This window comes from Chloroflexota bacterium, assembly GCA_020850535.1.
Classification (GTDB): domain Bacteria; phylum Chloroflexota; class UBA6077; order UBA6077; family JACCZL01; genus JADZEM01.
Genome location: JADZEM010000028.1, coordinates 1 through 14336, shown reverse-complemented (window position 1 = coordinate 14336; position 14336 = coordinate 1). Strand labels below are relative to the sequence as shown.

General features: G+C 70.7%; 15 protein-coding genes. 6 read left to right on the top strand and 9 right to left on the bottom strand.

Annotation, left to right across the window (positions count from 1 at the left end):
- Positions 1-331: 331 nt before the first annotated feature.
- Both IT306_04915 and IT306_04910 read left to right on the top strand, forming a co-directional pair.
- Positions 332-586 (top strand): hypothetical protein, encoded by a 255-nt coding sequence (locus IT306_04915; protein MCC7367738.1) that lies wholly within the window; start codon positions 332-334, stop codon positions 584-586.
- The gene (locus IT306_04910) at positions 580-1869 is read left to right on the top strand and encodes a Rieske 2Fe-2S domain-containing protein (GenBank protein MCC7367737.1); all 1290 of its coding nucleotides are present in this window, start codon (positions 580-582) and stop codon (positions 1867-1869) included. The genes IT306_04915 and IT306_04910 overlap by 7 nt, the downstream gene beginning before the upstream one ends.
- Positions 1870-1950: 81 nt before the next feature.
- Here the strand turns inward: IT306_04910 and IT306_04905 are convergent, their stop codons facing one another.
- Both IT306_04905 and IT306_04900 read right to left on the bottom strand, forming a co-directional pair.
- Positions 1951-3498: an ADP-ribosylglycohydrolase family protein gene (locus IT306_04905; protein MCC7367736.1), complete on the bottom strand. Its 1548-nt coding sequence runs from the start codon at positions 3496-3498 to the stop codon at positions 1951-1953.
- A 5-nt stretch (positions 3499-3503) separates the two neighbouring features.
- On the bottom strand, positions 3504-4580 hold the full coding sequence (locus tag IT306_04900; protein ID MCC7367735.1) for a type I 3-dehydroquinate dehydratase: 1077 nt from the start codon (positions 4578-4580) through the stop codon (positions 3504-3506).
- Between the two features lie 244 nt (positions 4581-4824).
- On the opposite strand from IT306_04900, the gene IT306_04895 reads away from it, so the two are divergent.
- Together IT306_04895 and IT306_04890 are read left to right on the top strand one after the other, a co-directional pair.
- The gene (locus IT306_04895) at positions 4825-5550 is read left to right on the top strand and encodes a YceI family protein (GenBank protein MCC7367734.1); all 726 of its coding nucleotides are present in this window, start codon (positions 4825-4827) and stop codon (positions 5548-5550) included.
- An 84-nt stretch (positions 5551-5634) separates the two neighbouring features.
- Complete coding sequence (locus IT306_04890) at positions 5635-6375, top strand: Stp1/IreP family PP2C-type Ser/Thr phosphatase (protein MCC7367733.1); 741 nt, start codon at positions 5635-5637, stop codon at positions 6373-6375.
- An 89-nt stretch (positions 6376-6464) separates the two neighbouring features.
- Here the strand turns inward: IT306_04890 and IT306_04885 are convergent, their stop codons facing one another.
- The 7 genes from IT306_04885 to IT306_04855 all read right to left on the bottom strand — a co-directional run bounded on the left by IT306_04885 (position 6465) and on the right by IT306_04855 (position 12749).
- A complete protein-coding gene (locus IT306_04885; GenBank protein MCC7367732.1) occupies positions 6465-6965 on the bottom strand; it encodes a TIGR03618 family F420-dependent PPOX class oxidoreductase in 501 nt (166 codons plus the stop codon).
- A 12-nt stretch (positions 6966-6977) separates the two neighbouring features.
- A complete protein-coding gene (locus IT306_04880; protein ID MCC7367731.1) occupies positions 6978-8231 on the bottom strand; it encodes a hypothetical protein in 1254 nt (417 codons plus the stop codon).
- Between the two features lie 80 nt (positions 8232-8311).
- A complete protein-coding gene (locus tag IT306_04875; protein MCC7367730.1) occupies positions 8312-9289 on the bottom strand; it encodes an ROK family protein in 978 nt (325 codons plus the stop codon).
- Between the two features lie 11 nt (positions 9290-9300).
- Positions 9301-10002: a ribose-5-phosphate isomerase RpiA gene (gene rpiA / locus IT306_04870; GenBank protein MCC7367729.1), complete on the bottom strand. Its 702-nt coding sequence runs from the start codon at positions 10000-10002 to the stop codon at positions 9301-9303.
- A gap of 3 nt (positions 10003-10005) precedes the next feature.
- On the bottom strand, positions 10006-11163 hold the full coding sequence (locus IT306_04865) for a glucose-6-phosphate dehydrogenase assembly protein OpcA (protein MCC7367728.1): 1158 nt from the start codon (positions 11161-11163) through the stop codon (positions 10006-10008).
- Between the two features lie 390 nt (positions 11164-11553).
- Positions 11554-11781 carry a hypothetical protein gene (locus IT306_04860; protein MCC7367727.1) on the bottom strand — a complete coding sequence of 76 codons (228 nt, stop codon included), beginning with the start codon at positions 11779-11781 and terminating at the stop codon, positions 11554-11556.
- Between the two features lie 197 nt (positions 11782-11978).
- The gene (locus IT306_04855; protein ID MCC7367726.1) at positions 11979-12749 is read right to left on the bottom strand and encodes a dienelactone hydrolase family protein; all 771 of its coding nucleotides are present in this window, start codon (positions 12747-12749) and stop codon (positions 11979-11981) included.
- Positions 12750-12897: 148 nt separating this feature from the next.
- Between IT306_04855 and IT306_04850 the strand changes: the two genes are divergently transcribed.
- Positions 12898-13362, top strand: coding sequence for a DinB family protein (locus IT306_04850; GenBank protein ID MCC7367725.1), 465 nt, complete (start codon positions 12898-12900; stop codon positions 13360-13362).
- 64 nt (positions 13363-13426) lie between these two features.
- A partial coding sequence (locus IT306_04845) for a glycosyltransferase family 39 protein (protein ID MCC7367724.1) occupies positions 13427-14336 on the top strand: 910 nt, incomplete at its 3' end.

Sequence of the window (14336 nt, the reverse complement as noted above, 5' to 3'; positions counted from 1 at the left end):
CGACGTCCCGGGGAGATTCCGCGCGTTCGGGGAGGGCGCGCCGGCGTTTCAACGTAACGAAAGAGCGGTGAGCAGGCGCGGCGGACGCGGACCGGGGTGAGGCGGTCGGGGGAACCGAGAGCAAGCGCTCAAGGCCGATGCGCTCGACGTAGGCGCGGCCGTAGATGTTCAACCACTCCAGCGGCCGCGGCTCCAAAGCTGCCACACTGGAGACAGACACGGGGGCAATCGGATTGCTCATGCTGGGGACGACAGCAAACGGTCGGGATGGCTGGAGATCCGCCGCGCGCGGTACGCTCTGGCAACCTATTTCCAGACGTGGAGCCGCCGCGTGACCCCAGAGGAGCATCTGCGTGTCCCGTACACCATGATCATCGCGTCCGTGCGGCGGCCGGACGGCGCGTGGGTGCGGCGCGCCGAGTACCCGGAGCTGCCGGGCTGCGTCGCGGAGGCCGACTCGCCGCTGGACGCCATCGACGAGCTGGACCGGCTCCGCGAAGCGGCGATCCTCGGGCGGCTGGCGCGCGGCGAGACAGTCCCCGTGCCGCGCCCGCCGCTGGGCATGCTACGAGGTGACCGATGCTGAGCGCTGAAGAGAACCGCCGCCTGACCAGCACCAACGCCGGCACGCCGATGGGCGAGCTGTTCCGGCGGTTCTGGCTGCCCGTGCTCACCTTTGACGAGTTGTCCGAGCCGGACGGCCCGCCCCGCCGACTCCGCGTCATGGGCGAGGAGTTGATCGCCTTCCGCGATACCGAGGGGACGGTCGGGGTTGTCGGGGCCTACTGCGCGCATCGACGGGCGCATCTCTTCTTCGGGCGGAACGAGGGCTGCGGCCTGCGCTGTGTCTACCACGGCTGGAAGTTCGACACCAGCGGCCAGTGCACCGAGATGCCGACCGAGCCGCCCGAGAGCACCTTCCGCCAGCGCGTCTCGATCGAGAGCTACCCGGTCGAGGAGCATGCCGGGATGATCTGGGTCTACATGGGGCCACCGGACCGCAGGCCCGAGTTGCCGAAGATGGGCTGGTCTCTGGTGCCGGACAGCCACCGGATCATCGCGCGGACCTTCCACGAGTGCAACTACATGCAGGGGCTGGAGGGCGAGATCGACACCGCCCACATCTCGTTCCTGCACAAGTGGTTCGACGACGAGTACTCGTACAAGGGCGCGGTGACGGCCAGCACCCAGTTCGACCCGGCCCCGAAGCTGACCGTCCAGGAGACCGACTACGGCTTCGTGTACGGCGGGCGGCGCGACAGCCCAGATGGCCGCTACCTCTGGCGGATGACCCACTGGCTGGTGCCGACCTACGCCGTGGTGCCGTACCCGTCCTGGCCGCGCGGCGACAAAATCTGGACGCCGATTGACGACGAGCACTCGTCGGCGTTCTCCGTCTACTACCACCGCGACCGCCCCTTGACGGACCAGGAGCGCCAGAACTTCCGCAACGGCCTGGTGAATGCGCCGGTCCTCGAGCCGTGCGCCTTCCAGCTACCGGACGGCCCGGTCGTGGATGTCTGGCGGCCGAAGCACCACCGGGGCCGCGACTACGACATCGACCGGGTGATCCAGAAGACGCGGAACTTCACCGGCATCCGCGCCGTGGCCGACCAGGACCGCGCGATGGTCGAGGGGATGGGCCGGATCGTGGATCGGACCGACGAGCACCTGGGCACCACCGATATCGCCGTGATCACGGCGCGGCGTCGGCTGCTGCGGATGTCCCGCGAGCTTGAGCAGGGCATCGAGCCGTATCCCGCCCATCACGGCGACCTCTACCGGGTGCGCTCGGCGGTCACCACCACGGACGAAGCGGACTTCCACACGGTGCTGGAGTCGGTGTCCGAGCAGATGGTCGCGCGGTAGGGGGTGTATCGAGAGCCCCCGCGCCACAGCGCTTGTCAGCCTGGTCAGAACGTGGTGATGCGTGAGTCGGAGGGTGGGGGGTCAGCTCCGGTACGGGTGCGCTGACACCCACCGCTGGGCCGCCTGCATCTGATCCGGGAGCGGCTCGAAGGCTGGCCGGCGCTGCCGCAGCTGGCGCATGGCGTCCATCACCGAGCAGCGCTGCTGCCGGGCGTACCACGCGCCGGCGACGGACGCCGTCCGCTGCATGCCGGCCCGACAGTGCAGGTAGACCGTCCCGCCGACGTGGAGCGCCGCCTCGATGAACGCCACCGCGTCGTCCAGGTGGTGCGGCATCGGGGCAGTCACATCCGTGACCGGTACGTGCAGCCGCGTCAGGCCCAGGGCGTCGATCTCGGCGATGGCGGACCGCCCGCGATAGCCAGCGGTTGCCCACTCGCGTTCCTCGCGCAGGTCGAGGATGTGGGTGATCCCGGCCGCCCGTAGCTGCCAGACCTCGCGCTGGAACAGCGGCGCGCGGCCCGCGTAGACGTTCGGCGCGATCTCGTCGAACTCGAACGGCGGCAGCAAGGGCTGAAACCGCCGAAACTCGACCTCCTCGGCGTCCTCGTCGTCTGGCGAGGTCGGAGCGGCGTCCGGGCGCGGCGGCACGAAGGCGGCCAGGGCCGGCCAGCCCCGGACCTCGTCGGGCGGCCAGGTCGGCCACGCGAAGTTGCAGCGCAGGCCGTCGATCAGCTCATCGGGCGGCAGCAGGCCGCGCGCCCCCAGTACCGCCCCGGCTACGGCGGCCACGCTGTCGCTGTCGTCGCCGCGCGCCACGATGGGCAGGATGCCTTCGAGGTAGCTCGGCGCGAGGCTCGCCGCGACGGCTGCTTCCAGCGTGTGGATCACGAAGCCGCTCTGGCTGCGCCATGCGCCGGTCAGCCCGTGCTCGACGGCGGCCCGCACCGCCTTGCGGGCTTCGGGCAGCCGCTCGCGGATCAGCGCGGCCCGGTGCCCGCCAAACTGCTCCTGAATCGGCACGTCGAGCTTCGCCTTTGCCAGCTCGTCCACGCCGAGCTTCCAGGCGTCGACCACGTCTGCCCCGTCGAGGATCGCTTCGAGCGCCACCACCAGCACCCGGCACGCCCCCAGGCTGCGCGGATCGGGGTGCGTCAGCATCGAGAGCTGGATCGCCTCGGTGCGAAGCGCCTCGCCCCGGCTGCCAGCCACCGCCGAAGTCGCCGCCCGCATCAGCCCCCCGTTGCCGGCCGAGGCGTAGCCGCTCTGCTCCCACTGCAAGAAGCCGCCGCTCAGCCCGTGCTGTCGCGATGAGAGCAGCGCCCCCTGGGTGGCGTTCCCGATGTCCGGCGGCCGGGCCGCCCGCCACGCCTGAAAGCGCTTGAGGGTCGCCACGAGCAGATCGTCGCCGCGCACCGCGCGATCCCAGTACGCCCCGAGGATGCAGAGCGCCATGTGCGTGTCGTCGGTGAACTCGCCGGGCGCGAAGTCCTGGTTGACCCCCTGGACGTAGCCGGTGACCGTGCCGTGCCGCCGGGTGATCTGGTCCGGGGTCTGGAACTCGGTGCCGGCGCCCAGGGCGTCGCCGACCGCCTTCCCGAGCAAGATGCCGAGGCGTGGACCGATCACGCGTGTCATCCGGTTGCCCCGGCGGTTGCCCCGGCGGTCGCCCCGGAGCGGGTTGCTGCGGCAGCGTGGGCGGCGTCCAGGCGTGGGCCGGCCTCGGCGGGCCCGTCGATCCATCCACCCACGAGGCCGTCCAGACTGTTCGCGATGAGGTTCACGCGGCCGGCCCTGCAAGCGGCCGGCTCCAGGGCGTCCAGCGCCTGTCCCACCACCTCCTGGAGCGGCTCCGAGATGGCCAGCAGGCGGATGTCGGTGCCGCGCAGGGCGGTCAGCACGTCGGCTACCTCCACGCCGTCCGGCACGATCAGCGGCACGGCCACCCGGTCCTGTCCACTGTCGTGCAGGGCAGCATTCCAGCGCGCCATCGCGGCATCGTCGGGGACGGGCGAGAGCACCCCCAGCACGGCCGTCCGCCGGCTGAGCGTTCGCGCGCGGTACGTCTCCAACAGGTCGCGCACGCCCAACTGCCCGGGGGCTGTCCCGCCGCCGCTCTCCAGCGCGCAGAAGGTCAGCAGGCAGTGCGGCTCGCGCAGGGCCAGCACGCGCGAGGCCGCGCCGCATGGCCCCATGGCGATGGCGATGGTCGGGCGGTCGGCCGCCGCGAGCGTCTGCATCACCGAGACGACATCGCGGGCGTCCCGGGCCATGCCGACCAGCTTGACCACGTCCGCGCCGGTCTCGGCCAGCCGCCCCCACAGCGCCGGCAGATCGGCTGGCATGCGGCCGAAATCGTGGCTCGACGCGATCAGCCGGCTCTGGCCGCGCTCGCGGATCTGGTGGATGGCGTCGGCCTCCACGTCCACGTACTCCGCGCCGAGATCGATGGCCTGCCGCAGCAGGTCGAGCCGGGCCGCTTCGCTGCCCTGCCAGCGTCCGCCTTCGCGGGCGGCCCGGTTCGTGACGACGACGGGGCAGGGACGCTCGGCCAGCAGGCGCGGCAGATCCAGCTCGTCCATCAGGTCGAGGCGCAGCTCGACGATGTCGGCAAGGGCCGAGGCCGCCAGCAGCGCCGCACGCGCGTGGGCGGTGGTTGGCTCGTTGAGCGCCACGGCGATCATGGCGTGGGCAGACGGCGAGAGACTCATGACAGCATGATTGTCAGCCCTGACACGGCCATGAGTCCAGCAGGGCAGTGTCCCGCCTGCACCGGACGCGCGCACTTCTTGCGACGAGGATGCTCCGCACGGTATCTACAACGGCAAAGATCCACGCTGCGTGACCACTTCGTATGCACAATAGTCGCACGGTTGGGCTGCAACGGGCGGGCTGGGCGGTTGTCCACCCGACGGCGCCGCACCGATTGCCCGCGCAGAGTGAGGAGAGACAGCGATGCCATCACGCCTCGGCTGGGGCGGACGCGTGCGGGTGGGCTTCGGCGCAGGACTGTTGGTAACGGGGGCTGGCCTGCTGGTCGCCTCGATTCTCCACCTGTCGACGCCGGCCGTGGCCGCGCCGTCAGCCGGTGTGGTTGCCGCGCCCGCGCGCGCAGAGGTGACGCGGGTCGATCTGGCGCCCGGCGGCGAGGCCCGCTACCGCGCGATGGAAGTCCTCAGTGGGCGCGGCGTCAACGAGGCCATCGGCCGGACCAATGAGATGACTGGCTCGCTGCTGTTCGACGTGGCAGGCAGCGTTGTCCCGGAGCAGTCCCGCGTGACCGTCGATCTGCGAAACCTCCAGAGCGACAGCGCCATGCGCGACCGCTACATCCAGCGCACGACCCTCCAGACGATGCAGTACCCGACCGCCGAGTTCGTGCTGACCGCCGCGCCGGGCCTGCCGCTGCCGCTGCCGGCCAGCGGCACGGCGGCGTTCGAGCTGGTGGGCGACCTGACGCTGCACGGCATCACGCGGCCGGCGACCTGGCAGGCGACGGCCACCTTCGGCGAGGCCGACGTGACCGGCACGGCCACGACGACGGTCCTGTTGACCGATTTCGGCATGGAGCCGCCGCGCGCCGGCCCGGTCCTGAGCATCGAAGACGCCGTGCGCCTGGAGCTTGACGTGCGGGCGGTCATCGCTCCGTCGATCGCGGACCTGCTCGACGAGGCGACCTGATCCTCGCCGGGGCCGTACGTGGATGCCGTTGACGGCTGCGAGGCCGGACGGGATAATCCCGGCTGCGAGGGAGCGTCATCGACCATGTCCCAGATCACGGTCCAGACCGCCGGCGTCACCGACGTTGGCCGGCGGCGCGATCACAATGAAGACCAGTGGACCATCATCTCGCCGGACGATGGCGGCCTCGTGCTCGTGGTCGCGGATGGCATGGGCGGCCACCTGGCGGGCGAGGTCGCCAGCGAGATGGCTGTCGAGACGTTGACGCGCGAGCTGGCCAGCCTCGGCGACGATCCGACGGGGGCGCTCAAGGCGGCCATCGAGCGGGCCAACTACGAGATCTGGCGGGCCGCCGAGGCCGACCCACAGAAGCAGGGGATGGGCACCACCATCGTCGCGGCGGTCATCCTCAACGGGACGGCGTACCTGGCGAACGCAGGCGACAGCCCGGCCTATCTGGTGCGTGCGCGCGCCGCCGAGCAGGTGACCGACGATCACGGCCTCGTCGCCGAGCAGGTCAGGGCGGGACTCATCACCGAGGAGGACGCCGAGCATCATCCGTTCCGGCACATGCTGACACGCTGCCTGGGCGTGGACGAGCATGTTGAGGTGCAGACCTACGGGCCGCGCGCGTTAGAGCCCGGCGACGTGCTGCTGCTCTGCTCGGATGGCCTGACCGAGCACGTCAAGCGCAGCGAGGTGGGCGAGCTGGCCGGGCAGGATCATGGCATCTCGCCCGAGGACATCGCACGGACGCTGATCCACCTCGCGAACGAGCGTGGGGGCCACGACAATATCACCGTGGTGGTGGGGCGCGTCGAGTAGCAGTCGGGTGGGGCGCGTCGAGCAGCGGCCAGCCCGCCCGTCCCGTGGTGTGCCCCCACGTTTCCTGAGCCAGAGACCAGCGCCGCCGCTCAGGCGTCCCAGTCCGTGAACCAGCCCGCGAGCGCGTCCCCATCGACACCATGCTCGCGGGCCAGCCGTTCGAGCGCGGTCGGCGTCCAGGATCGCCAGCGCGTCGGCGTCACCACGATGGTCACGTCGTCGTAGCCGGAGACCAGCGCGCCGTAGGTCGCCTCGCCGGCCGCGCTGACGTACCGTTCACGGACGCGGGCGTTGACGGCGGCGGCAGCCTCGCCGTCGAGGATCTCCGCCGTCCCGGCCGCGGACGCCCAGCGGTGGCAGGCCGGCTGCCGCTGATCGATCAGCACCGAGACGGCCGGCCTCGCCCGGACGTTGCGGACCTTGCGGCTGGCGGATCCAGTCGGCAGGTAGATGCGTCCATCCTCGTACAGAAACCAGATCGGCGTCAGGTGCGGCGAGCCATCGGCGTTGCTGGTGCCGAGCGTCGCGATCAGCCGCAGCCCGAGCAGATCGGCAATGGGGTCGGGCGGCAAGAGATGCTCAGACGCCACGTCGCTCTGCTCCTAGATCGGCGTGTAGGCCGTCCGGCTGGCGTCTGGCGGTGGGCCATATCCACTTGCGTCTGCCTGCACGGCCATCACAATGCTCTTGCGGATGATGGCGCGGATGAGCGGATGGCTGTGGAGTGAGCCGGTGTCCGGAATGGCGAACGCCGCTGCTACCGCCTGCCGCGCCTGGCGTTCGCGGTCGGTCTTCCAGAAGATGTAGGCTGTCTCCTCCAGCCGCCGGCGGTAAGCACGGCGGATTGACGGCGTGAACAGCGTATCGATGGCATTGTTCACCACACGCTCGCGGGGATCCTCGTTGGGGTTCAGCGTCGTGATGAGCGAGCTGGTTCTGGCCCGTTCAAGCTGGAGAGCGAACGGCTCCGACTCGTCGTAGCCGAAGAACCAGCCGTCCGTTTCTGGCTCGCTCTCCAGGAGGTACTCAGACTCTTCCAGCAGCGTCGGCATCAGCAGACTCTGCCCGCGCGTGATCCACTGGTGAATGAGCGCCTGCGCCGGTGGCGGCGGCAGTGGCGGCAGCGTCCCCATCCGCACCTGCAGCTCGAGCGGGACCGGGAACCTGGACTCCTTGTTCAGCGCGAGGGCCTCCGAAAGGAGGGCCAGCCCGTACTCTGTCGGCACACCGACGACGGTCTGCTCCGACAACTCGGAGAACCGGCGCGTGGTTGTCCCGAAGCTGCGCCGCGAGGCTGGCTCGGCGAACATGTCCTTGACGCCCACCGTGTCGTTGATGGCGATGCTGTAGAGCACCATGCCCAGGTGCGCGACAGGCCGCTCCAGCAGCAGCCAGAGCACCCGCGATCCTACGCCGTCGATGGCCGACACGCGCGCCTCGACCATGTGGTGCGGCTCGCTCTCGACGGCCGGACGCGGCTCGGCGATGGGCATCGGCAGGGCCACCTCGATGCCAGCGCTCTTCAGTTTGTGGAGCGCCCGCCGGGCGGCCTTGCGCTGTTCCTTGTCGGGGAGGATCTCCGCCAGCGCGGCGAGCACCAACCCGGCGGACTCCTCACGGATGTTCCCCATCGCATCGATCAGGGCCAGCGCGCGTCCCTGATCTCCCTCGGTGAGGTCGTCGAAGACAGCCAGGATCTCGTCGGCAAGGCCCTCGCCGCCCCCTGGCGTCGCGACCTCCAGCTCGTTGATGGCCGCCGCCACATCGTCGGGTGAGATCGGCGCGAGCGGCGGCCGGCGTGCGGCCACCCGCTTGACTGGTGCGTGCTTTGGCCGGTGCTTTCCCGGTCGTGCCATGGTGCGCCCTCGCTTTCCCGGGGAGTCGCCAGTCGTTCGGTCGGGTATCGCGCTTCCTGAGGCTCTGCTGGCGTCCGCCGCTACACGCTGTCGCGCGCCAGGGCTGCCACACCGAGCACTTCGGCCCGCCCTTCGAGCGCGGCCAGCCGCAGCGAGACCCGCTGCGACGGCAGCCGGAACGCCCGCCGCTTCGCCAGCGCAAAGGCCGGCTCCAGCAGGCGCGCCCCGATCTTCGAGACGCCTCCGCCGATGACGATGGCCTCTGGATTGAAGATGTTGATGTAGCTCGCCAGCCCGATCCCCAGGTAGGTCGCCGCTCGGCCCAGGATCTCGTCGGCCACCGGATCGCCAAGCTCGGCCGCCTCGTCAACCTCGGCTGCCGTCAGCTCGCCGCGCTCGGCGGCCAGCCGCGCAAGCTCCGGCGAGCGCCCGGCCGTGTACGCCTCGTGGGCCATCCGTGCAATGGCCGTGCCCGAGGCCATCACCTCGACGCACCCGACCATCCCACAGTTGTGCTCCGGGCCGGTTACGTCCACGGTGATGTGCCCAAGCTCGCCGGCCGCGCCGTCCGCGCCCCGGTACAGGCCGCCGTTCAGGATCAGCCCCGCGCCGATGCCGGTGCTGACGGTCAGGTAGATCATGTGGCGCAGGCCCGTGCCGGCCCCATGCCGCCACTCGCCGTAGGCTGCCGCGTTGGCGTCGTTCTCCAGGAACACGGGACACCCGAGCGGCCCGGTCAGCAACTGCGCCAGCGGCACGGCGTCCCAGCCCGGCAGGTTCGGCGGCTGGTGCAGCACGCCGGCGTCGAAGTCCACCGTGCCCGGGGCCGTCACGCCGGCCGCCACGATGTCCGTGGGCCGGAGGCCGCTGGCCGCCGCTGCCGCCCGTGCCGAAGCCACCAGCCGCCCGACCACGACCTCCTGCCCAGCCTCGGCGTCCGTCATGCGGACGTCCTCGCCCAGGATCTCGCCGTCGTGGCGCGTCACCACCGAGCGGATCTTGGTGCCGCCGAGATCGATCCCGATGACCGGGCGGTGGTCCGACGTGTTCGCCGTCATGGCCACTCCGCTCACGCCGTGGCCGACGATGGCGTCAGCACCGTGATGCCGTCCGCGCCCGCCACGATGGCCTGCGCCGTCAGTCCCAGGAAGATGCCGTGCTCCGCCACGCCGGTCACGCCCTTGAGCGCCGCCGCCACGTCGGCCGGGCGCTCCATCGGCGGAAAGCGACAGTCGAGCAGGAACAGCCCGTCATCCGAGACGACCGGCCGGCCGTTCGCGATCCGCGGGACCGGCTCGCAGCCGAGCGCCCGGATGCGCTCGGCGGTCTGCGACCAGCCGAACGGGATCACGGCGACCGGCACCGGCTGCAGCTCGCCCAGCTTGCCGACCAGCTTCGAGTCGTCCGCCACGATGCACAGTCGCTCGGTGGACGCGGCCACCAGCTTCTCGCGCAGGAGGGCCGCGCCACGCCCCTTGATCAGGGCCAGATCGGGCAGAAGGATCTCGTCTGCGCCGTCCACCGTCAGGTCGATCCGGCCGATCTCCTCCAGCGGCCGGATCGGGATGCCGGCCGCCTCCGCCAGCGACGCCACCCGCACCGAGGTCGGCACGCCGGTCACGTTGAGGCCGGCCTTCACCCGCTCGGCCAGGGCCGCCAGGAACAGCTCAGCCGTCGAGCCGCTGCCCAGGCCCACCACCATACCGTCCCGCACGAGCTGCACGGCCTCGTTGGCCGCGACGCGCTTCAGCGCCTCTGCATCCTGCACCATCGTCTAGCGCCGCCCCTCTGCGAAGAGTCCTACCACCACGTGCAGCGAATCGACAAAGATCCGGTCGGTGGTGAAGCCGCCCAGCTCTTCCTGCAACAAGTCAACCTCGTCGTCGGTCGGCAGGTGCGCGCGGCCTTCCAGGATCGTGCCGTCGTTCTTGACCGTCCGGGCCTCGTCGCCGGCGCCGGCCCGCTCGACGAGGTAGGTCGCCCGGCGGTCGCCCTCGGCCGCCTCGATGGTCACCGAGCGCAAGCCTGGTACGGCCGGTCCGTTCGGCGCGGGCGGCTTGTCGTTGCGGGCGATGCGGACCTCGACCGGCCGCACGCCGTCCACCAGCCAGAAGCGCCAGGCGCCCGGCACTTCCTCGAGCGCGGCGCGCGGCTCCCACCCGAGCCTGCTGGCCAGCCACCCGACGAACAGCAACGCTTGCACGCTCTCGTTGGCGTCCGGGGCGCGGCTGTACTCGACCACCACCCGCTCGATGGAGTCGAGCATGCCCTGGTCGGCCGGGGCGTCGAACAGCTCGGCGGTCAGCACCCGCCACGGGTTGATGCGTGACCAGCTCAGATCGCCAAACGCGATGGACTCGTGGGCCACGTCGATGGTGCTCGCGAGCGCCGTCAGCGACGTTCGCGGATCGCGGAAGCGGCGTGAGTCGAGCAGGACGCGGTCGCTGACCTCGGCCACATGGTTGTAGAGATCGGTGTCGAAGGTGACGGCGCTCGGCCACCACGTCTGGACCGGCAGGCCCGGCAGCACGACGGTGGATGCGGCGCTCATCGCCTGGTGGACGGCGCGCGTCGGCGACACGATCCGGATCTCTTCCCAGTAGCGGGCCGCCTCCTCGGCGCCGGGGCGGCGGTAGTGACTGCTGAGGACGGCGGTCGGCTCGGCCACGCTGTCGTTGAACGTCACCAGGATGACCCGGCACGGGTGGACGAGCGTCACGCGGTCCACCACGGGGACGAGATCGTCAGCGGACTGCCCCGGCAGGACCGGCACCATCAGGGTCAGGCTGGCCGCCCGCACGAGTGCCCCGCCGATCTCGCCGGCGTCGGCTTGCCGCCACAGCTCGTGCAGGCCGGACTCGATGGCCCGCCCGTGGGCGGCGGTCTGCACGCTCGCGAGACTGAGCCCGCCTGCCTCTGCGCCAACACTCATTGCCGAACTCCCAGGGAGGCCACCAGGCCAGCGCAATGATGCGCGGCCACGTCTGGTCGAACAGGTCGGGGATGCGACTGGTCGCGATGCTCGGGGCGCACTGCTCGGAGCAGGCCGCTCCGGTCACGATACCCGATTCGGCCGCCTCCGCTCACGCAGCGCCGCGTGAGGGGCAGGGTGATTGCATGTTGATGTCGTCGTGCCGCCTCGACGGGGCTTGAAAGCCCCGCCTACGATCCTGCAGTCGCTGCGCGACGCTCCAGTCGCACCAGTGCCTGCCGTTCCTGACGGCCGTCGCGCAGCGACTGAATGACTGTAGGCGGGGACTTCAGTCCCCGACCGCCCGTTCCACGATGCTTCGGGAACACCAGCGAACATGCAATTGCCCTGTCATAGAATCGCATCATGTGGCGCCCTGGGATGGTCTGTGGGCGAACCCAGGCTACCAGCGCCCGCCCACCGAGCCTCCGCCAGCACCGGCCCCGGAACGGCCAGCAGCACAATCATCAGCAGCGTCAGGAGGATGGCCCAGGCATCGATGCGCTGTATGACCTGCTGGCTGAATCGCGGGCTGACGATTCGGTTCTGGGCCTCTGGTTGCGGCTGCTGACGTTGCATGCGTCGACCTCGATCCCTGGCGGCAGCGAGTGCACGTGCCCGACAGGTGACACGCTCACTCGTGTGCCGGTCCTCAGCCGGACAGCCGGAGGCCCGCCCGGTTGCGGCGGTCCATGCAGGGATCGGGCCAGGATGCCGGGAGCGCACGATCGCAGGCCGCCCGATCATCCAGCCACCGTGCGGGCAACCGTTCCCGCTCAGCCCGCCGTGGTTCCCCCCGAACCGTCGTGCAGATACCGATTGAACCACGCAAACACCTTCGTCCAGGCGTCCGTCGCCTGCACGGAGCGGTAGTTCGGGCGGTCCGTCGCGAAGAAGCCGTGGCCGGCCCCATCGTAGCGATGGAACTCGTAGACTTTGCCGTGCTGCTTGAGGATCTCCTCCGTCCGGTTGACTTGCTCGGGCGTTGGGCTCTGGTCGTCGTTGCCGAAGATGCCCAGCAGCGGCGCCGTCATCTCAGGAGTGTAGTCGATGGGAGCGACCGGCTGGCGCTCCGTCAGCTCCTCTGGCCGGGCGATGACCCGGCCGCCCCAGCAGTCAACCGACGCGCTCAGACGCGGCAGCCTGGCCGCCGCCAGGAACGCCTGCCGTCCGCCCGAGCAGAACCCGATCATGCCGATCTTGCCCGAGGTGTATGGCAGCCGGTCCAGGTAGGCGATCGCGCCCTGGGCATCGCCCAGGAACTGGGCGTCAGGGTTACCGCCGGCCTCGCGGACGCGCGCCGACTGCTCGGATGGCGTGCCCGGGCCGACCCGATGGTGCAGGTTCGGCATGATCGCCACGTACCCGTGGTGCGCCAGCTTTCGGACGATCTCCTTGGTCGCTTCGTCCCAGCCGGGCATATGATGGTTCACGATGACGCTCGGATAGGGGCCGCCGCCCAGTGGTCGCGCCAGATACCCGTCGATGATGTCGCCGCCGTGCCCTTCGAGCCGAATCGTCTCCGCCAGCAGTCCTTCGTATGTCATCCTGCTCCACTCTGACTGTGCTCCGGTCTCCACACTGCTTCTTGTAGACGGTCCGGTCACGGTGGGGCCATATCCTGAGCGGCGGGCAGGCGGCTCGGTACGTCACACTTGTGCCGTCATCGGGGAGGGACGCAGGGGAGGGATGCACGTGGCACACGACGAGATCGACGGATTGCTGGCCCGGCTCGCGGATGCGCCGGCTCGGATCGCCGCCGCGGTCGCTGGCCGCACCGAGGCAGAGCTGACCGCACCCCCTGACGGCGACGACTGGTCGGCGCTCGGCGTGCTGGCGCACATCCGCGCTTCCGACGACATCTTGTCGACGCGCCTGATCGCCATGGTGGTTCGGGAGGAGCCGAGCCTCTCGGCCTTTGACGAGCGGCGCTGGGGCGCGGTCATGGCCTACGAGGATGCTGACTTCGCCACGTTGCTGGCAGCGTACACGGGCCGCCGCGCCGAGGTCGTGCGCGCGCTCCGCCGGCTCACCCCGCGCGACTGGCGGCGTGTCGGCATCCACGAGACCCGTGGCCTGATCACGCTGCTGGATACGCTGCGCCACCTCGTCGAGCACGAGGCCGAACACTGCCTCCAGCTCGAGACCCTGCTCGCCTGAGTGTGGGCCGGTCCGCGTCAACGCAGGGTGGCATGCTCGACGGACGATGCCCTGGAACGCCTGCATGACACCCGCGACTGACCGCGCCGCCACCGTGGAGCGCCAGCCTGCCAACCGGTCCGGCCCAGGAGCGGCGAGCCGCAGCCGGGCGGTCTGGCTGCTCGGACGGCTGGCGGCGTGGTGCGTGGTGCTGACCGGGCTGGTGCTGTCGGCGTTGTTCGTGCAGGCCGGTGCGGAGACGGTCGGGGTGGCGTGGCCGGTGACGCACCCAGAGGGCGCGACCATCGCCGCCATCGTGCGGGTGCGGGATGGCCTGCCGCTCTACCAGAACTTCCAGGTCTTCCCGCACGTCATCACGCCGTATCCGCCGGTCCAGCCGCTGGTGGCGGGGACCATCGGGCGGGCGCTCGGCCTCTCGGTCCTGGAGACGACGGCCGTCGCGCGGTCCCTGACGCTGGCGACGAGCCTGGCCTGTGTCGGGCTGATCTGGCTCGCGGCGCGCCGTGCAGGGGCCAGCAAGCTGGCCGGGCTGGCCGGCGCGGGGCTCTTCCTCGGCCTTCCGTTCCTCGACGAATGGGGCTTCTCGGCCCGGCCTGATCTGCCGGCCGTCGGCCTGTCACTGGGCGCGCTGCTGCTGCTCCTGACCAGCCCGAGGCTCGTCGGCGTGGCGGCGGGCGTGGCCGCGCTGGCGTTCTTCACCAAGCAGACCGCCGTCGCGCTGCCGGCCGCCGCCGTTATCTGGCTGGCGTTGACCGGCCGCTGGCGGTCGGCGCTGCGGTTCGGGGCGATCTGGGCCGTGCTCGTCGGCGTGGTCGTGGGCGTGCTGGAGGTGGCGAGCGGCGGCGCATACCTGCTGAACACCGTCTACGCTCACCTGAACACGCCCAAGAACGGCTTCGACTTCGCGCTGCGCGACGTGCAGCCGCTGTTCGCCGACGCCTGGCCGACGCTGCTGCTGTCGCTGTTCGCGATTC